The sequence below is a fragment of the Hymenobacter psychrophilus genome (assembly GCF_900107135.1).
GTDB lineage: Bacteria > Bacteroidota > Bacteroidia > Cytophagales > Hymenobacteraceae > Hymenobacter > Hymenobacter psychrophilus.
On record NZ_FNOV01000001.1, the window covers coordinates 237059 to 254924 of the forward strand.

Here is a 17866-nt window from a genome sequence, read left to right on the forward strand (position 1 = left end):
GGCTTCCACAGAAAAGCCTCGATCATGATGATCGAGGCTTTTCTGTGGAAGCCGAATCAGTGATTTGATTTAAGCAAGCGCTTGGCGTAGCGCCACTAGCAACTGCTCGGCGCCGGCCTGCTCGCTGCCGGTGCCCAAATGCACGCGCAGGGTGCGGCGGCCATAGTCCTGCAGGGCCTGCAGGTCGCCGGCCGCCTGCGCGTTCTGGAAGGTGCCGAAGGTGTAGGGGCGGCCGGGCAGGGGCAGGTCGGCGGGGTGGTCGGTGGTAAGCTGCAGGAACAGGCCGGTGTCGGGGCCACCCTTGTGGTACTGGCCCGTAGAGTGCAGAAAGCGCGGGCCGTAGCCGGCCGCCGTGGCTAAGTGCAGGCGCTGCTGCACAAGCTGGCGGAGCTCATCAAGCTCGGCGTTGAGGGCCGGCGTTTCCATCAGGTAGGCCTGCACGCAGAGGTAGTCGCCGGGCTTGGCCTGCCCGAAAAAGGCCTTCAGCACGGCTTCGGCGCTGTTGCCGCTTACGCTGGTGTAGTAGTCGAGGCCGTTTTCGGAGGCGGTGGGGGCGCTGGTCTGGGGTAGTTGTCCCTGCTGTTCTACCACTTCCATGAGGCGGTTGGTGGCGGTTTTAGCCGCCTGCACGTTGGGCTGGTCGAAGGGGTTGATGCCCAGCACGGCGCTGGCTACGGCCGTAGCCACTTCCCAGCGGAAAAACTCGGCCCCCAAATCCAGCGCATCGTGCAGCAGAATCGTGATGACGGGGTGGCCGGCGGCCTGCAGGGCGGCTATTTTTTGGCGGTTCTGCTCATCGGGCTGGCTTTCGTAACCCACGTACACGAATACCCGGTCGGAGCCATACACTGCCGGGGTGCTGAGCGGGTCGCCGGCCAACGGCAGAATACCGGTGCCCTGCTTGCCAGTGCTTTCGGCCACGAGCTGCTCCAGCCACAGCCCAAAATCCGACAGGTTTTCGGGTACTACCAGCGTGAGCTTATCGCGGCCCTGCTGGGCCAGCACGCCCAGCGCCGCGCCCAGCTCCAGGCCGGGGTTCTGCTCTGCGGGGCCTTCGGCACCGCAGGCCCGCATCATGGTCTGGGCGCGCTCCAGCAAGGTTTTAATATCGATGCCGAGCAGCGCGGCAGGTACCAGGCCGAAGTAGGAGAGGGCCGAGAAACGGCCACCCACATCGGCGAAGTTGAGGAAGATGCGGCGGTACTTCTGCGCCGTGGCCTGGGTCACGAACTGCGAACCGGGGTCGGTGATGGCCACGAAGTTCTCGCCGGCTTTATCGCCCTTCAGCTTCTGCAGCCGGGCATAGAAGTAGTCGCCAAACGCCAGCGGCTCGGCCGTAGTGCCCGATTTAGAGGCTACCACGAACAGCGTTTCGGCCAGCGGTATGGCCTGCTCAATCTCGCGCACCGAACCCGGGTTAGTAGTGTCGAGCACCGACAGCGGTAGGCCCCCGCTCAGCTGCCCGAAGGCCTGGCGCAGCACAATGGGCGTCATCGAGCTGCCGCCCATGCCCATTACCACCACATGGCGAAAGCCGGCCGCCTGCACTTCCTGCACAAACTGCTCGATTTCGGGCACGGCGGGTAGCATGGCATCTACCACCCGCAGCCAGCCCATGAAGCTGCGAATGCTCTGCTGGCCCTCGGCGTCGGAAACCCAGAGGTCGGCCTGTTTCTGCCACAGTCCGGTGGTGAAGTTCTGGTCGTGAAAGCGAACCAGCTGGGCCTCAACCGCCGGCTGGTAGGTGCCGAGCTGCAGGGTTTGCGAGGGAAGCGGGGTGGAAGAATTCATCGGGAAAGTAGCCATAAAAGGAACTGCAAAGAGATAGGGGCCGGCAATTGGCTCGGCCGGCCAAAGGTAGAAAGACAGGCGCACACGGCCCGTGGGCCCAAGTGGCTGTTCTAGCGAACAGACCTGGTAGCGGCCAAAAAGGTGGGCGTAGGGGTGGCCCGGGCTGCGGCCCACTCTTGCTCGAGGCCGGGCTGGGCAGCTGGGTCGGAGAAGCTCAGCAGCCAATCGAGGGCAACCGCTGGTTTGGAAAAGAACTGTACCTCGTAACGTATGAAGTGGCGGCCCGCCCGATGCAGGGTTTCAATCACCATCTGGTTGTAAAGGCCGTCGGAGGGAATCACGAAAGCCACGTGTCGCACGGCGGGCCCCGACACTCGCGGCAGCCACTGCGCGGCGGTCCATAATTGCTGGTTCATCTGCATCTCGGGTAATTCGTGCAGGTCGATCAACCCCTCGGTCACCACCTGCTGGTCGGCCAGCTGCGCAACGGCCCGCATGCTGCGCTGGAAGTCGGCTAACGTGCGTGAGGGGCGCCGGAACTGGAACCGGAGCAGCGCCTGCGCCGGCGCGTATTGGGCCTGAATATCGTGGAAACGCAGAATCATAGGCAAAAGGAGCGCGCCTGGCTACGGGAGTTCGCAGCCGGGAGCAGGGTTTCGCAGTGGACTATTTTTCAAGATACAGCAACAAAATTTAGACGCCCGCATCCGGCAACGTCGCCTGGCTGCCGGCTGGTCCCGATATTTGCAGTCTATGCAAACAACTTCGCCCGTCTTGAAGCCAGACACCGCCGCTGTCCTGCCGCCCGCACTCCGGCTGCTGCGCCTCAAGTTTCGGCTGCAGGCCGCCCTTTCCACCGAATGGGCGTTCCAGTCGGCCTGGCGGCTGTTCACTACTCCCCGGCGCCTGCCCGAAAAAGCCTGGGAAGCGGCCGTGCTGGCCGACGCCCGCCGGTTTGTAGTGCCCGGCCCGACCGGCCCGCTGGCTGCTTACGAGTGGAACCCGGCCGGCACGCGCACAGTGCTGCTGGTGCATGGCTGGGAGCATCGGGCCAGTTTCTGGGGCGCGCTGGTGCGGGTGCTGGTGGCGGCCGGCTACCGCGTAGTGGCCTTCGATGCGCCCGCCCACGGAGCCTCCGCCGGCCTCCGCCTGACGCTGCCCGCCTACGTGCAGGCGGTGCAGGCCGTGGCCGATACCCTCGGTGCTGGCCTGCACGCCGTGGTGGCCCACTCGCTGGGTGGGGCCACGGTGGTGGGCGGGCCGGTTCGCTTCCATACCGCCGCGGGCGGGGGCCTGTCGCGGCTGGTGCTGCTGGCGGTGCCCGCCAGCACGCCCGCCGTGGCCCTGCGCTTCATCGACCTGTTGGGCCTGCCGCCGGCCGTGGTGGCGCGCATGGCCGCCTACATCCGCGAGCAGCACGGCCGCGACGCCGAAAGCTTCAGCTTGCTGCAGGCAGGCCCGGTTTTTCCGGTTGGCCGGGCCCTGCTGCTGCACGATGAGCACGATGCCAGCATTCCGTTTGCCGAGGCCCGGGAGCTGGCCGCCGCCTGGCCCGAGCTCGAGTTTGGGGCAACCAGCGGCCTGGGCCACAACCGCATTATGCGCGAACCGGCCGTGCTGGCCCGCATTGTGGCGTTTCTGGCCTGAGTTGCTGCGCCCCGCAGCTGCTGGCTTGTGCAAGAAGGGCAGGTGGCAGCGGTGAGGAAAATTTCAGATTCCCGACAGAATTGCCGGCTACCTTGCCCGCCACCATCCCGTGCTGTCTTCAGCCGTTCACTTAGCCGCTTCCCTGCCTTGATCAAGCCATTTTTTCTCCGTCTGACCCTGGCTTTCTCGCTGGGTGGCGCAACGCTGCCGGCCGCCATGGCGCAGGTACCGCTAGCCACCCCGGCTGCTGCTGCCGATACCACTATCAAAAAATACGAAACCCCGGCCGCCGCCGCAAAAAAGGTCTGGTACAAGGGGAAGCTTTTCCGGGCCGTCGCTATTCCGGCTGCGCTTATCACCTACGGGGCCATTACGGCGCAGGGCGACGCAGGCATCAACCACGATGCCCGCACGTTTGTCCGCAAGCAGTTCCGGCCGGTAAGCACGGGCTTTGATAACACGCTCATTATTGCGCCTTATTTCGAGCTGATTGGTGTGGCTATTGCCGGGGTGGAGTCGCGCAACGACCGTATTAACACGCTGCTCGTTATTGCCAAGGGCGAGGCTATTATGCTGGCCAGTACCTTCGCCGTGAAGTACATGGCCAACGAAGCCCGGCCCAATAAGTCCGATAACCTGTCTTTTCCATCAGGGCACACGGCCCAGGCGTTTCTGGCCGCCAGCATCGTGCACACCGAATTCCGCGATAAAAGCCAGTGGTACGGAATAGGGGCGTACACGATTGCTACCAGCGTGGCCGCCCTGCGCATGATCAACGACCGGCACTGGCAAAGCGACGTGGTGGCGGGTGCCGGTTTCGGTATTTTGTCGGCTCACCTGGCCTACCTGACGCACCGCAACCGCTGGGGCCGCCATTCGCGCATGCTGGGTGAAACCAGCTTCTCGCCCACCTACGTGCCCGGCGGCGGCCTGGGCTTGGGGGTGGTGTGGCGGCCCGCCCGGTAGCGGCTGCACCGGTTCCCACGCGCTACCACACGGGCTTTCGGCCGCTACTTTCCCTTGATGCATGAAACAGCGGCTAACGTCTCTTTACCGATTTGCGAAGGAACTGCTGACCGCATTTTACCAGGGCCTGCGCCACGCGCTGCGCGGGCACGGCCACTTGGTGGTGCTGCTGCTGCTGGGCATTGGAGTGCCGTGGCTGATATTTGTGAACGTGGCCGAAGACATCTGGGAAAGCGGCGGCTTCATCGGCGACCAGCCCATTCTGAGGTGGCTGCACGCCCGCCAGAACCCCGGCCTCGACCAGCTAGCGCTGGCATTTACCCAGGCCGGCGGCCCCACCATCATGGCGATTGCGGGCGTGGGTATTGGGGCACTGCTGCTGTGGCAGCGGCGGCAAACGGCGGCGTGGTTTTTTGGGCTGTCGGTGGGCGGGGCAGTCTTGCTCAACGTGGTGGCTAAGCTGCTGTTCGGTCGGCCCCGGCCGGCTCTCTGGGATTCAATTGCCCCGGAAGGCTTCTACAGCTTCCCGAGCGGGCACGCCATGGGTTCGGCGGCATTGGCGGCGGCGCTGGCCTTTTTGGTGTGGCGCACGCCCTGGCGCTGGCCGGCCGTGGTAGCAGGCACCTTGTTCGCGCTGGGCGTGGGCCTCTCGCGCATGTATCTGGGCGTTCATTTTCCGTCCGATGTGCTGGCCGGCTGGTTCTGCTCGGTGGGCTGGGTGGCCAGCCTGCATATTTTTTTCTCGCCCGACCTGGCCCAACTGCGTGCGTGGTGGCGGGAGGCGAAGGGGGCAATTGCAAAATGGTAAGTCTGCCTTTTGGGCGGCGCGACGGGTACCCAGTTCCTAGCCACTAGCTTCCCGATTTCAACTCTATCTTTCCTGAAAGGTGAAGCCAACCGGCGCGTTCAGCTAACAGGTTTGCCAACGCCCGCCGAACACCAAACGCACTGTTTTCCCTGTTCTCTCAGCCATGTGGTGGATTTACGCGCTCCTTTCGGCCCTATTTGCGGCCCTCACGGCGGTGTTGGCTAAAGTCGGCATCAAGGGGGTCGACTCCAACCTAGCTACCGCCGTACGCACGGTTGTGGTGCTGGTGCTGGCCTGGGGAATCGTGTATTTTCGGGGTGGCCTGGAAGGAATCCATGCCCTCACGCGCACCAATTGGCTGTTTCTGGGCCTCTCGGGCGTCGCTACGGGCCTGTCGTGGGTGTTCTATTTCCGGGCTTTGCAGTTGGGCAAAGTGTCGCAGGTGGCACCCGTCGATAAACTAAGCGTGGCGCTGGCTATCGGGCTATCGGTGCTGTTTTTGGGCGAGAAGCTGACGCTGCACACCGGCATTGGCGCCGGCCTGATCATCATCGGCACGCTGGTGCTGATTTGGGGGTAGCGGTGAATGAGTGAGTTGGCGAATGAGTGAGCCGATTGGTTGTTGTGTGGTGCTCTGGGTAGAAGCCGAACAGCTCACTCATTCGCCTACGCACTCATTCGCCTACCAACTCGCCTACCGCATCACCGCTGATAAACCGGGCGACCAGATTGGGCTGGGTGATGGGCAGCATGTGGCCGCCCTCGATCAGCTGCAGGGTGGCACCGGGGATGCTTTCGACCAGCGCCTGGCCGTTGGTGCGCCAGTCGAGCACGGCATCGTGGCGGCCGTAGAGTACGCGCACGGGCAGGCGCAGCTCGGTCAGGCGGGCGGTGAGGGTGGGCAGGTAGGTGGGCAGGGCCTCCAAATCGGCAACAGTGGCCAGGAACTGGGCGGGCTGCAGGCTGAGCATGCCGCCGGCCTTCGTAGCGTAATCGTGGGGTGGCGTTTCGGGCCCGAACAGGGCCTTCATTACTAGGGGGCTGCGACGGATGGAAAGCGGCGTGGCCACCGTCCAGGCAACAACCTGCCGCTTCCAGCGCGACGGAATCAGCAGGCGCTGGAAGATGGCGGGCACCGTTTCGGGTAGCGCCGACAGGGGGGCAACCAGGATCAGCTCGGCTACTTTATCGGGGTGATGGAGGGCCAGCGCCAGCACTACGGCCCCGCCCAGCGAGTGGCCCACTACCAGCGGCCGGCCCAGTTCCAGCTTGTCGATGAGGGCCGCCAGCGCATTGGCCTGGCTGATTAAATCGGCGCTGGCAGGCCGCTGGGAGTATCCCGAGCCCGGCCGGTCGACGACAACCACCCGGAAATTTGCCGCCAGCTGTTCGACCACGCTGTAATTGAACTGGCCCATCTGCCCGCCCAGCCCGTGCACGAGCAGCAGCACCGGCCCGCTGCCCTGTTCGCGCACGTGCAGTCGGCCGCCGGGCAAATCCACAAACGAGCCGCTGGGCGGTAAGGCGGCCCGCACCCTGCGAGCCGTGCGATGCGTAAATAGTACGAGCCCGGCCAGCGTAGCGCCGCTAAGCGCGAGAACCGAGTAAGCAGTGGTTTTCAGGTGCTTCATATATCGAGTTTGCTAAGCTGTAAGCTTTTGCTCAGAAATGCCATTCAGCGTATGCTGCGCTTAGAGCAGCATGCTCCGAATGATGTTCCTTCATTAACCACCCGGCATCTGCCCGGCGGGACCGAACTGTAGCGTGCCGTCGTTGATGCGGGTGTAGCGGATGTTGAGCAGGTCTTTGAGGTAGTTCTGGTGGACGAACCAGGGGCGGCGCGAACCTTGCCGGGGTAGCTCGGCGGTGGCCCGCTGCACGTAGCCCGACGAGAAATCGAGCAGCGGCCGGGCCTGCAGATCGGTGGGGCGGGCGGGTACGGCAATGGCCAGCTGGTGGCGGTCCAGGTAGCGCAGCAGGCGGCAGAAGTAGTTGGCCGTCAGGTCTACTTTCAGCGTCCAGGAGGCGTTGGTGTAGCCAAAAGCCATGATTAGGTTGGGCACGTCGGAGAGCATCATGCCCCGGTAGCTAAGCGTATCGGCCGGATGAATCAGGCGGCCATCAACCGAGAGCGTGATGCCGCCCAGTAGCTTGATTTTGAGTCCGGTAGCCAGCACCACCAAATCTGCAGGCAGCTCCCGACCCGATTTCAGAAGCAGGCCGCTGGGCGTAAACCGCTCAATTTCGTCGGTAACCACGGCGGCCTGGCCCTTGCGGAGGGCGCGGAACAGGTCGCCGTCGGGCACCAGGCACACGCGCTGGTCCCAGGGGTTGTAGCTGGGCGTAAAGTGGGTGGCCACGTCGTAATTGGGGCCGAGCTGGCGGGCGGCCAGGCCCACCAGTTGCCGCTTGGCCTGGGCCGGGCGGCGGCGGGCCAGCGCGTACAGCCCGATTTGCACCAGCACGTTTTTCCAGCGGGTGAGCTGGTGGGCCAGGTGGCCGGGCAGGTGGCGGCGCAGCCAGTTGGCAATTTTGTCTTCGGAAGGCTGGCTGACGATAAACGAAGGCGAGCGTTGCAGCATGGTTACGCGGGCGGCCGATTTCGCCATGGTCGGCACCAGCGTCACGGCCGTGGCTCCGCTGCCCAGCACCACTACCTGCTGGCCGTCGTAGTTCAGGTTTTCGGGCCAGAACTGGGGCTGCACAATGCGCCCCCGGAAGTCGGCCTCGCCGGCGAATTCGGGCCGGTGGGCTTCCTCGTAATTGTAGTAGCCGCTGCACGCATATAAAAACCGGGCCCGTAGCGTCCGGCGCTGGCCGTCGTGTTCAGCCTCTACCGTCCAGCACGCGTCGGCGCTGGCCCAGGCGGCCCTCACCACCTTATGGCCGAAGCGGATGTGTTGGGTGATACCGGCCTCATGGGCCGTTTCGTGCAGGTAATCGAGGATGGCGGGGCCGTCGGCAATGGCCTTGGGGTTGGTCCAGGGCTTGAAGGAGTAGCCCAGCGTATGCATGTCGGAGTCGGAGCGTACGCCGGGGTAGCGGAACAGGTCCCAGGTGCCGCCCAGCGCCTGGCGGCCCTCCAGAATCAGGTAGGTTTTGCCCGGGCAGCGCCGCTGCAGCACATGCGCCGCCCCAATGCCCGACAGGCCCGCACCCACAATCAGCACATCGAGCAACTCGTTTTCTGGATCCATAGCCTTGGTTTTAACCGTGGGAAGGTAGGAAGGTTCGGGCAGCATTTCACGCAGGGTCTCGGGGTGGTCGTTCCCTGCGAGACCCTGCATCACCCCCCCCCGAGACCCTGTGTGAAATGCTGCTTAAACGGCCCGCTGATACGCCAGCCGCAGCAGGCTTGGCAATACCAGCAGCAGTAGCGGCAACGCCAGCAGCAGCCCGCCGATAACGGCAATGGCCAGCGGCTGGTGCAGCTGCGCCCCGGCCCCGATGCCCAGTGCCAGCGGCAGTAGCGCAGCAATGGCGGCCAGGGCCGTCATCAGCTTAGGACGCAGGCGGGCGGCAATGGCGTAGCCGATGGCCTGCTCGATGGGCAACTGCTGGCGGGCTTCCAGAAATTGCTGGAGCGTGAAAATAGCGTTTTCGCCGATGATGCCGACCACCATAATCAGGCCGGTGTAGGAGCCCACGTTGAGCGGTGTGTTGGTGAGAAACAGCGCCAGCGCCCCGCCCGCTGGCCCCAGCACGGCCACCAGCAGCACCAGCCCCGCCGCCCTTAGCTCCCGAAACAGAAACAGCCCCACCGCAAACACCAGCAGGCAGGCCGCCCCCAGAATCGTGAGCAGCTCCTGAAACGACTGCTGCTGCTCGGCGTAGGAGCCGCCGTACTGAATAAAGTAGCCCGGCGGCAGCGGCACTTCGCGGGCCAGCTTCTGCTGAATTTCGCGCATGGCCGTGCCCAGGTCGCGGCCATTGAGGCGGGCGGTTACGGCGGTCAGGGCCTGCAGGTTCTCGCGCTCCAGCTCGGCGTCGCCGGCGTTTACGCGCACCGTGGCCAGCTCGTCGAGGCGGTGCTGCTGGCCGCCGGGTACAAAAATGGGCTGGCCACGCACCTCGGCGAGGCTGGCGCGCTGGCCGCCGGGGTAGCGCAGGCGGATGTTGAGCAGCTGCTCGCCTTCGAGCACTGTGCCGGCTACCACGCCCGCCAGCCGGGTTTGCAGCTGGCTCTGAAAATCGAGGGCCGTGATACCGAACTGGGCCAGTCGGCGGGCATCGGGGCGTACCTCCACAGCGGGGCCCATGCGCACGATGCCGTCGAACACGTCGGCCGTGCCGTGCGTTTTCTCCACCAGGCCGGCCACCTGCCCGGCCAACCGGTAGCGGGTCTGGGTATCGGGCCCGAATACCTTGATGTCGATGGGCTGGACGGTGCTCATCAAATCGCCCAGCATGTCGCCAATCACCTGCCCGAAATCAATAATCAGTGCCGGCTGGGTGGCTTCGATGCGCTGGCGGATGTCGTCGATAACCTCTTCGGTGGTGCGGCTGCGGTCGGTTTTGAGGCGGATGAGGTAGTCGCCACGGTTGGGTTCGGTGATGAAGAAGCCCATTTGGGTGCCGGTGCGGCGCGAGTAGCTGGCCACCTCGGGCACTTGCCCAATCAGCCGTTCGGCCTGGCGCAGCATCTGGTCGGTTTGCTCCACGCTGGTGCCGGGCGGCGAGTTGTAGTCGAGCACAATGGCGCCCTCATCCATCTCCGGCAAAAAACCCGTCGCCAGCCGCGGAATTACGAACCACAGCACGGCCATCAACCCCAGAATGCCGATTATGGAGTAAGCCGGGTGGCGGATAACGGCCCGTACCCACTTTTTTGAGCTATCAGCTGTTAGCTGATGGCTGTTAGCTTTTTGAATCGAGCTATTAGCCGTTAGCTGATAGCTATCAGCTTCGTTCCTGTTATTAGTGCCAGCAGCCTGTTCTTGAACGTCGCTAACAGCTAACAGCTTTAAGCTAGCAGCTCTTCCAGAAAGCAGCAGATACAGCACCGGCAGCCCCAGCCAGGCCACGAAAAAAGAGCACACCAGCGCCACCACCATGGTAGTGGCCAGCACCTTGAAGTAGGCGCCGGCCACGCCGCCGAGCAACGCGAAGGGTAGAAAGATGACGATGGTGCTGAGCGAGGAGCCCACCAGCGCCGGCAGCAGGTGCTGCACCGAACGGTTTACAATTTGGCCGGGCGTGTAATCGGGGTGGTCCTCACCCACGCGGTGCAGCTGCTCCACCATCACCACGGCATCGTCAATCATCAGGCCGATGGCGGCGGCCAGGGCCCCCAGCGTCATGATGTTGAGCGAGTAGCCCAGGCCGAAGTAAAGCACGGCCAGCGTGAGGGCCAGCGCCAGCGGAATGGTGAGTAGAATGGTGAGCGAGGCGCGCCAGGACCGCAGAAACAGTGCCGTCACGACCAGCGCCAGCGCCAGACCAATCCAGAGCGAATCCTGCACCGAGCGTACCACTTCGGCCACGAAATCGGCCTGGTCGTAGTAGGGCTGCAGCGTGATGCCCTTGGGCAGGCCGCTTTGCAGGGCGGCTACCTGGGCGCGCACCCCTTCACTCACCAGCACTACATTGGCATCGGGCTGGCGCAGCACCGAAAGCAGCACGGCGGGGTGGCCGTTGGCATTCACGCGGGTATACTCGGTTTGCTCGCCCAGCTGCACGGTGGCCACGTCGGCCAGGCGCACGATTCGGCGGCCGTCGTTGCGCAGCACCACGTTTTCGAGGTCCTGCCGGCTGCTGACGGTGGCGTCGGTAACCGTGAGGTAAAGGCGGCGGTAGTCGGTGAGGTAGCCGTTGCTCTGCACGAAATTGGTCTGGCCCAGCGCCGCACTCACGTCGGTGGGCGTCAGGCCGAGGGCGGCCAGCTGGTCGGCCTGCAGCTCCACCTGAAACTCCTTGGTGCGCCCGCCCTGTACCTGCACCGTCGACACCCCCTCCACCTGCGACAAAAACGGCTTGATGGTGAACAGCGCCAGCTTGCGCAGCTCCAGCGCCGAGCGGCCCGGCGCTTCCAGCGTATAGCCCATCACGGGCAGAATGGCCGGGTTCATGCGCTCCACCGACAGCTGGGTGCCCGCCGGCAAGTCGGCCCGAATCTGGTTGAGCCGCGACTCAATGGTCTGCTGGCTGCGCACCACATCCACGCCCCAGTCCAGGAAGGCCGAAATCTCGCACGAGCCCCGGCTGGTAGTCGAGCGCAGCAGCTTCAGCCCCGGCACCTGCTTGATGGCGTTTTCCAGCGGCTTGGTCACGGTCACCATCATGCGGTCGACGGGCTGTAAGCCGTTGTCGGCAATCACCTTCACCTTCGGAAACGTGACTTCCGGAAACAGCGCCACATTGATGCGCCGGTACGCCAGCGTGCCCAGGGCCAGCGCCAGGGCCAGCATCACCGCAATCGGAGCTTTATAAGTTTGGAACATGGGAGGAGCTGGGAAATTGAAGGGAACTTCTGTCATCCTGAGCGGAGAGAAGGACCTTGTCACATTTGCGCGAGTCGTTGTTGCGTAATAACGTCCTTTGCTCCGCTCAGGATGACAGGCGGGCTACTCACTCACGACCTCTCTGCTCGATCTGCACCGCTGCCGTATCATCCAGCCCATAATTCCCACTAACCAGAATCCGGTCCTGGGGCGAGAAAACGGGGCGTTTGATTTCAATGCGGCCCTGCTGTTCGAGGCCGGTTTGCACCGGCACGCGCACGGCGGTGGAGTCGTTGAGCAGGCGCATGACCCAGAACTCGGTCTGGGTTTCGTTGGTGAGCACGGCCGGCCGGGGTAGGGTCGCGGCGCGGTAGGGCGCGGTTTTGTCAAGTTGCACGGTTACGGCTATGTTTTCGGGCAGCTGGGGCGCGGGGCCAATGAGGCGCACGGTGTAGCGCTGCACCTGGGTGGCGAGGTCGGCGGCGGGCAGCACCTCGGCCACCCGGCCCGGCAGCACCCGGCCATCGGGCAGCGTAATGCGGCAGCTTTGGCCGGTGCGCACGTAGCGCAGCTGCGTTACGGGCACATCGAGCACGAAACCGAAGCGGGTCTGGTCGTACACCAGGGCCAGCTGCTCGCCATCCTGCACGTAGTCGCCGGCCAGCTTGTCCACGATGGCCAGCACCCCGGCGCGGGGGCTGGCAATGCGGATGATGCCGCTGAACCGCAGCCGCGGGTCGCCGGTAAGCTGGTCGAGGTGCAGGGTGCGGGCTTCCTTGGTTTGCAGCGTGAACACCGTCTGGCCCGCCCGCACCAGCTGCCCCGGCACGGGCACCGGGGCCAGCAGGTAGCCCGTGGTGGTGGCCCGCAGCACGTCCTTGGCCGGGTACGCCGACACGGCCCGCAGCTCCAGCACGTCGGTCAGCGTATCGGTCTGCACCCGCTCCACCGTTACCACGGCCCGGGGCCGCACGGCCGTTTCGTCGGCCGCAGTTTCCTCGGCCGGCGCGGCGGGGTTGCAGGCGGCCAGCAGCAGGAGAGCAGAAAAGGGCAGGAGGGCTCGGTTGGTCATGATTTGAAAATTGTAACAGCACGTCGTGCTTCGACTGCGCGGACGCCAGATGAAGCGCGACGTGCTTTTTACTGGTAACTGGCAACTGGTAACTGACCTCATTCACTCAGATAATCCAGCTGATAGAGCACCCGTAGCCGGTCGGTTTCGGTTTGGGTGAGGCTGAAGCCGAAGTTGCGGGTACTGCCAAGGAGCTGCAGGTAGTCGAGGATGCTGATGTCGCCGGTGGCGAGCTGCTGGTGGCCGGCGGCTACCAGGGCTTCCGCCACGCGGAGCTGCTCGCGCAGCAGACCCAGCAGCTCGGTAGTGGCTTGCAGCTGATTTTGGAGCTGGTCGTAGAGCTGCTGGCGCTGGGCCGACAGAAACGAGCGGTAGCCGTGCCGGATTTGCTCCGCCACTTCCAGCCGGCTGGAAGCCAGTTGGCGCTGGTGGCCATCAAAAATCGGCACCGAAAGCTGCAGGCCCCCGCTGATGCCGAAGCGCCGCTGAATAGCAAGCAGCGAGGCCGACTGCAGGCCGATATCGGCCACGGCCTGCACGCGGGGGCGGTAGCTCAGGGCTATGGCCCGGTGCTGCAACCGTAGGCGCAGGCTGTCGAGCGTGTACTGGCGCTGGGTGATGGAGTGGAGGCCGGCCAGCGGCGCATGGGTAGGCGGCACGGGCGTCTGCAGCGGCCGCAACGCCGTATCGCGCACGCCGCAGAGGTAGCGTAGCGTGCCCAGCTCGCGGCGGTAGGCCAGCCGGTTTTGCTGCACCGTTACTTCCTCGGTGCGCACCGAGAGGTAATACGACAGATACTGGGTTTGCTTGTAAAGGCCACCATTTACGAGCCGGCGCAGTAGCACATCCTGGCGGCGCAGCTGGGCCAGGATTTCCCGGCTAAAGGCCCACTGCTGTTCGGCGGCGTAGGCCGTCAGAAACTGGTCGGTGAGGCTGCGGCGCAGGTCCAGGGCCGAAAGGCGGCCGTTGTTGCGCAGCGTCTGGCCCTGGTTTTCGAGCAGGCGGTAGTCGTTGCGCAGCACGTTGCCGTTGAGCAGCGGCTGGCTTATGCTGGCCACCGTGCCGTAGTTGCCGCCGTTGCTCACGGCCTCGTCGTAGCCAAAGCGGCGGGATACGGGCGCGTACACGGCCACCGCGTTGCCGGCCACGTACGGCCGGTTCTGGGCCGCCCGACGCAGGCTGTCGAGCTGGTTCTGGAGCACCTGCCCGCGCCAGTCGCCCAGCAGCGGGCTGTGCTGGTAGGCTGCGGCCAGAAACTCTTCGAGCCGGTTAGGCGCGGTCGGGGCGGGCCGCGCCGGTGTCGGCTGGGACGCTCCGGGCCGGGCCGCCAGCAGCAGCCCCAGCAATATCGCCCCCGGCAGCCAGCCCCGGCAGGCGGATAATCTCTTGCAGAGCAGGCGAAAAGTTGGTAGAATGGGCACGGGCAGCGGCAGTTAACTGCCGCAAAGCTGCCTGTCAATTCTGAAGTAAATCTGAGGCCGGGCCAGTTGGCAGCCACCTCTCATCCGGCTCCTTCAGGTTTTCTTCAGACCCACCTCCTACGTTCGGGCTCTTTTACTTCGCTCCGGCATCTGCCCATGAAAAAGCTCCCCGAAATCACCCTGCTGTTCTGGATAATGAAAATCTGCGCCACCACGCTCGGCGAAACCGGCGGCGACCTGCTGGCCCAGACCCTGAACGTCGGCTACGCGCTCAGCTCGGTTATTCTGCTCAGCATTTTCCTGGTGATACTGGTGGGCCAGCTGCTGGCCCGGCGCTACGTGCCCGCCCTGTACTGGGCCGTTATTCTGGCCACCAGCACGGCCGGCACCACGTTGTCCGACTACATGGACCGCACGCTGGGGCTGGGCTACGCTACCGGGGCGCTGATTTTAGTGGGCCTGCTGGCCTTGGTGCTGGGCGTGTGGTGGCTCAGCGAAAGGTCGTTGTCGGTTGATAAGGTGCAGTCGCGCAAGGCCGAGCTGTTTTACTGGACCGCCATCCTGGTGTCCAACACGCTGGGCACCGCGCTGGGCGATTACCTGGCCGACGATTCGGGCCTGGGCTTCGGCGGCGGGGCGCTGCTCATTGGCTCGCTGCTGGCACTGGTAGTGCTGGCCCACTACTTCACCCGCATTTCGGCGGTTCTGCTGTTTTGGGCGGCTTTTGTGCTTACCCGCCCGTTTGGGGCCACAATGGGCGATTTGCTTACCAAGGATGTCAGTAAAAATGGCCTTGGTTTCGGCACCATCGGCTCCTCGCTCATTTTGTTCGCGGTGTTGCTCGGCCTCGTGGTTTACACTAGCTGGCAGCTCCGGCGGCCGGCCGCTGAAGCAGACGTGCGGCTGCATTAAGCGAAGTTTCCTCAGAATTACGTCAGATTTGCACCGTTCCTTCGCCAGCAGCGCCCGCACCGTGGCGGCTGCTGCTGGCTTGCCCTATGAAACTGCTCCTCATTGAAGATGAAATAGCGCTGCGCAACACGCTGGTCGAGTACCTGCGCCAAAACGGCTATGTGTGCGAAGTGGCCGGCTCCTTCGAGCAGGCCCTGGAAAAAGTCAAGCTCTACGACTACGATTGCGTGGTGCTGGACCTGACGCTGCCCGGTACCGGCAACGGCCTCGACATCCTGCGCACGCTTAAGGCCGATGGCTCGCGGGCCGGCGTGCTCATCATCTCGGCCCGCGCTTCGCTCGACGACCGCCTCACCGGCCTCGACCTGGGGGCCGACGACTACCTGACCAAGCCCTTCCATCTGGCCGAGCTGAACTCGCGGCTGCGGGCCATCATCCGGCGGCGGCAGTTCCAGGGCCACCACCACATTGCCTTCCGCGACTTGGTGGTGTGGCCCGAGCAGGCCGAGGTGTTCGTGCGCGAGCAGCCCCTCACGCTCACCCGCAAAGAGTATGATCTGTTGCTCTTCCTGCTGACCAACCCCAACCGCGTGCTCACCAAGGAAGCCATTGCCGAGCACCTCTGCGGCGACGCCGTCGATGCGGCCGACTCGTTCGACTTCATCTATACCCACCTGAAAAACCTGCGCAAAAAGCTTCAGGAAAAAGGCGCGGATAACTACATCCGCACCATGTACGGCGTGGGCTATAAGTTGAGCTTTGAGTAAGTTTTTGAGCTGTTAGCTGTTAGCTCCCGTTCCTTCAGCTAACAGCTAACAGCTAACAGCTAACAGCTAACAGCTAACAGCTAACAGCTAACAGCTAACAGCTAACTCAGTCATCAGCTTAAAAAAATGAAGCTGCTCACCAAAACCAACCGCTACTACCTGCTGCTGACGACTGCGCTGTTTGCGCTGGCGGGCGTGGGACTGTATTATGGTCTTTATGCGGCGCTGCGGCACGAGGTGGAGGAGCAGCTCGGCAATGCCCGCCTGCAACTGGAGCGCCGCGCCGCTGCCGGGGAAGCGCTGCCTGCCACGCCCTTCGAGTACCAGCTGAGCGTGAGCCCGCAGCCGCGCCCGCTCGGCTACCGCGACACGCTGCTGCTCGACCCCGTGGAGGGCGAGCTGGTGCCGCACCGGCAGCTCACGTTTCGGTTGCCGGTGCAGGGCCGCCCGGCCTGGGTAACGCTGCGTAAGTCGCTGGTAGAAACCGACGACGTGCTGGGCGTAGTGCTGACGGTGCTGCTGACGGTGCTGGCGCTGCTGCTGCTGAGCGTAGTGCTGCTCAACCGCTGGCTTTCGCAGCGCCTGTGGGCCCCGTTCCGGACGACGCTGGTGGCCCTGCGCCACTACGGGGTGCAGGAGCATCGGGTGCTGGAATTTGCGCCCGTCAGCACTGATGAGTTTGCCGAGCTTAATGGGGTGCTCACCCGCCTTACCCGCCGCCTGGTGGCCGACTACGAGGCGGTGCGCGAGTTCACGGCCAACGCCGCCCACGAAACCCAAACGCCGCTGGCCATTATGCAGGCCCAGCTGGAGCAGCTGCTGCAACTGCCCGAAATGGCGAATCCGCAGCTGGCCGGCCTCGTTACCGACCTTTATCAGGCCACCCGTCGCCTCTCGCGCCTGCATCAGGCCCTCACGCTGCTCAGCCACCTCGAAAACCGGCAGTTTGTCGCTCCCGCTGTTTCGCTTTCGCTGGCCCAGCTGCTGCGCGACAAAACCGAAAAGCTCCAGCCCCTGCTCGAAGCCCGCGACCTGACCCTGCACCTGCACCTGGCCGCCGAGCCCAGCGGCCTGCACCTGCACCCCGGCCTGGCCGATTCGCTGGTACACAACCTGCTCCAGAACGCCATCAAGCACAACCGCCCCGGCGGCTCTATCGAGGTGCGCCTGAGCCCCGAAGCCCTGGAAATCAGCAACCCCGGCCCGGCCGTCAGCGGCGACCCGGCCCGGTTTTTCGAGCGGTTTCAGAAGCACGATGCCGCCTCGGCCTCGCCCGGCCTGGGGTTGTCCATCGTGGAGCAAATCGGCCGCTACTACGGTTTCCGGGTGAGCTATACGTTCGAGCCCAACGGCTCCCGCCACACGTTGCGGGTGGTATTTTGATGCGTTGGTAGCGGAACGTCATTCAGAGCGCAGCGAAGAATCTCGCGTGAATCGTCCAATAACCAAGGCAACGATTACACGCGAGATTCTTCGCTGCGCTCTGAATGACGTTATTGCTCTAACCCCTAACTGAATATCAACCAGAAAACCAACAGATTCGGGCGCTAGGTTTGAATGTAGTTAACCCTCAAACCGCACGCTGTATGAACCACTCCTTTGGATTACTCGCCGCCGCTCTGCTGCTGGCCGGCTCGGCTTCGGCCCAGAAACTAAAAACCGCCCAGGTTCCCGCGGCCGTAGTGGCCGGCTTTACTCAGAAATTTCTCCAGGCCAAGGACGTGAAGTGGGAAAAGGAAAACGACCACTACGAGGCCGGTTTCAAGCAGGGCAAAGCCGAAATGTCGGCCCTGCTGCTTGCCAATGGCGCGCTGGTGGAAACCGAAACGGAAATTAGTGTGGCCCAGCTACCGGCCGAAATACGCGCCACGCTGGCCCGCCAGTATAAGGGGGTAACTATTAAGGAAGCCGCCAAAATTGTGGCGGCCGGCACTGGTGCGGTTACCTACGAAGCCGAAATAGCACAGGGCGGCAAAACCCGCGACGTGCTCTTCAACGCGGACGGTCAGGAAGTAAAGCAGTAGGGGCAAAGCGTCGCCGGG

General features: G+C 64.0%; 15 protein-coding genes. 8 read left to right on the forward strand and 7 right to left on the reverse strand.

Features of this window, described 5'->3' with window-relative positions; genetic code table 11:
• Window positions 1-69: 69 nt before the first annotated feature.
• Together BLW21_RS00960 and BLW21_RS00965 are read right to left on the reverse strand one after the other, a co-directional pair.
• Window positions 70-1791, reverse strand: coding sequence for a glucose-6-phosphate isomerase (locus BLW21_RS00960; protein WP_175470805.1), 1722 nt, complete (start codon window positions 1789-1791; stop codon window positions 70-72).
• A 110-nt stretch (window positions 1792-1901) separates the two neighbouring features.
• Complete coding sequence (locus tag BLW21_RS00965) at window positions 1902-2396, reverse strand: hypothetical protein (RefSeq protein ID WP_092736957.1); 495 nt, start codon at window positions 2394-2396, stop codon at window positions 1902-1904.
• A gap of 169 nt (window positions 2397-2565) precedes the next feature.
• On the opposite strand from BLW21_RS00965, the gene BLW21_RS00970 reads away from it, so the two are divergent.
• From BLW21_RS00970 to BLW21_RS00985, 4 genes are all read left to right on the forward strand, one after another.
• Complete coding sequence (locus tag BLW21_RS00970; RefSeq protein WP_175470806.1) at window positions 2566-3438, forward strand: alpha/beta hydrolase; 873 nt, start codon at window positions 2566-2568, stop codon at window positions 3436-3438.
• A gap of 147 nt (window positions 3439-3585) precedes the next feature.
• Window positions 3586-4404 carry a phosphatase PAP2 family protein gene (locus BLW21_RS00975; protein WP_092736962.1) on the forward strand — a complete coding sequence of 273 codons (819 nt, stop codon included), beginning with the start codon at window positions 3586-3588 and terminating at the stop codon, window positions 4402-4404.
• 61 nt (window positions 4405-4465) lie between these two features.
• Window positions 4466-5212 carry a phosphatase PAP2 family protein gene (locus BLW21_RS00980; protein WP_092736964.1) on the forward strand — a complete coding sequence of 249 codons (747 nt, stop codon included), beginning with the start codon at window positions 4466-4468 and terminating at the stop codon, window positions 5210-5212.
• 163 nt (window positions 5213-5375) lie between these two features.
• Window positions 5376-5792, forward strand: a complete 417-nt coding sequence (locus BLW21_RS00985; RefSeq protein ID WP_092736966.1) for an EamA family transporter — start codon at window positions 5376-5378, stop codon at window positions 5790-5792.
• Window positions 5793-5886: 94 nt separating this feature from the next.
• Here the strand turns inward: BLW21_RS00985 and BLW21_RS00990 are convergent, their stop codons facing one another.
• From BLW21_RS00990 to BLW21_RS01010, 5 genes are all read right to left on the reverse strand, one after another.
• Window positions 5887-6843 carry an alpha/beta fold hydrolase gene (locus BLW21_RS00990; RefSeq protein ID WP_092736968.1) on the reverse strand — a complete coding sequence of 319 codons (957 nt, stop codon included), beginning with the start codon at window positions 6841-6843 and terminating at the stop codon, window positions 5887-5889.
• A gap of 93 nt (window positions 6844-6936) precedes the next feature.
• On the reverse strand, window positions 6937-8409 hold the full coding sequence (locus tag BLW21_RS00995; protein WP_092737552.1) for a flavin-containing monooxygenase: 1473 nt from the start codon (window positions 8407-8409) through the stop codon (window positions 6937-6939).
• A gap of 123 nt (window positions 8410-8532) precedes the next feature.
• A complete protein-coding gene (locus BLW21_RS01000; protein WP_092736970.1) occupies window positions 8533-11652 on the reverse strand; it encodes an efflux RND transporter permease subunit in 3120 nt (1039 codons plus the stop codon).
• A gap of 127 nt (window positions 11653-11779) precedes the next feature.
• Window positions 11780-12724: an efflux RND transporter periplasmic adaptor subunit gene (locus tag BLW21_RS01005; protein ID WP_092736972.1), complete on the reverse strand. Its 945-nt coding sequence runs from the start codon at window positions 12722-12724 to the stop codon at window positions 11780-11782.
• A gap of 98 nt (window positions 12725-12822) precedes the next feature.
• Window positions 12823-14145, reverse strand: coding sequence for a TolC family protein (locus BLW21_RS01010; protein WP_139255035.1), 1323 nt, complete (start codon window positions 14143-14145; stop codon window positions 12823-12825).
• Window positions 14146-14301: 156 nt separating this feature from the next.
• Between BLW21_RS01010 and BLW21_RS01015 the strand changes: the two genes are divergently transcribed.
• The 4 genes from BLW21_RS01015 to BLW21_RS01030 all read left to right on the forward strand — a co-directional run bounded on the left by BLW21_RS01015 (window position 14302) and on the right by BLW21_RS01030 (window position 17848).
• The gene (locus BLW21_RS01015) at window positions 14302-15057 is read left to right on the forward strand and encodes a COG4705 family protein (protein ID WP_092736976.1); all 756 of its coding nucleotides are present in this window, start codon (window positions 14302-14304) and stop codon (window positions 15055-15057) included.
• Between the two features lie 86 nt (window positions 15058-15143).
• A complete protein-coding gene (locus BLW21_RS01020; protein WP_092736978.1) occupies window positions 15144-15824 on the forward strand; it encodes a response regulator transcription factor in 681 nt (226 codons plus the stop codon).
• Window positions 15825-15950: 126 nt separating this feature from the next.
• The gene (locus BLW21_RS01025) at window positions 15951-17207 is read left to right on the forward strand and encodes a sensor histidine kinase (RefSeq protein ID WP_092736980.1); all 1257 of its coding nucleotides are present in this window, start codon (window positions 15951-15953) and stop codon (window positions 17205-17207) included.
• 203 nt (window positions 17208-17410) lie between these two features.
• A complete protein-coding gene (locus BLW21_RS01030) occupies window positions 17411-17848 on the forward strand; it encodes a PepSY-like domain-containing protein (protein ID WP_092736982.1) in 438 nt (145 codons plus the stop codon).
• The last annotated feature ends 18 nt before the right edge of the window (window positions 17849-17866 follow it).

Excerpts from the sequence above, each read along its gene's own strand:
- BLW21_RS00980 (WP_092736964.1), top strand. The coding sequence starts at position 4,466 with ATGAAACAGCGGCTAACGTCTCTTTACCGATTTGCGAAGGAACTGCTG.
- BLW21_RS01030 (WP_092736982.1), top strand. The coding sequence starts at position 17,411 with ATGAACCACTCCTTTGGATTACTCGCCGCCGCTCTGCTGCTGGCCGGC.
- BLW21_RS01025 (WP_092736980.1), top strand. The coding sequence starts at position 15,951 with ATGAAGCTGCTCACCAAAACCAACCGCTACTACCTGCTGCTGACGACT.
- BLW21_RS00995 (WP_092737552.1), bottom strand. The coding sequence starts at position 8,409 with ATGGATCCAGAAAACGAGTTGCTCGATGTGCTGATTGTGGGTGCGGGC.
- BLW21_RS01020 (WP_092736978.1), top strand. The coding sequence starts at position 15,144 with ATGAAACTGCTCCTCATTGAAGATGAAATAGCGCTGCGCAACACGCTG.
- BLW21_RS01005 (WP_092736972.1), bottom strand. The coding sequence starts at position 12,724 with ATGACCAACCGAGCCCTCCTGCCCTTTTCTGCTCTCCTGCTGCTGGCC.
- BLW21_RS01015 (WP_092736976.1), top strand. The coding sequence starts at position 14,302 with ATGAAAAAGCTCCCCGAAATCACCCTGCTGTTCTGGATAATGAAAATC.
- BLW21_RS00990 (WP_092736968.1), bottom strand. The coding sequence starts at position 6,843 with ATGAAGCACCTGAAAACCACTGCTTACTCGGTTCTCGCGCTTAGCGGC.
- BLW21_RS00985 (WP_092736966.1), top strand. The coding sequence starts at position 5,376 with ATGTGGTGGATTTACGCGCTCCTTTCGGCCCTATTTGCGGCCCTCACG.
- BLW21_RS00965 (WP_092736957.1), bottom strand. The coding sequence starts at position 2,396 with ATGATTCTGCGTTTCCACGATATTCAGGCCCAATACGCGCCGGCGCAG.
- BLW21_RS01000 (WP_092736970.1), bottom strand. The coding sequence starts at position 11,652 with ATGTTCCAAACTTATAAAGCTCCGATTGCGGTGATGCTGGCCCTGGCG.
- BLW21_RS00960 (WP_175470805.1), bottom strand. The coding sequence starts at position 1,791 with ATGAATTCTTCCACCCCGCTTCCCTCGCAAACCCTGCAGCTCGGCACC.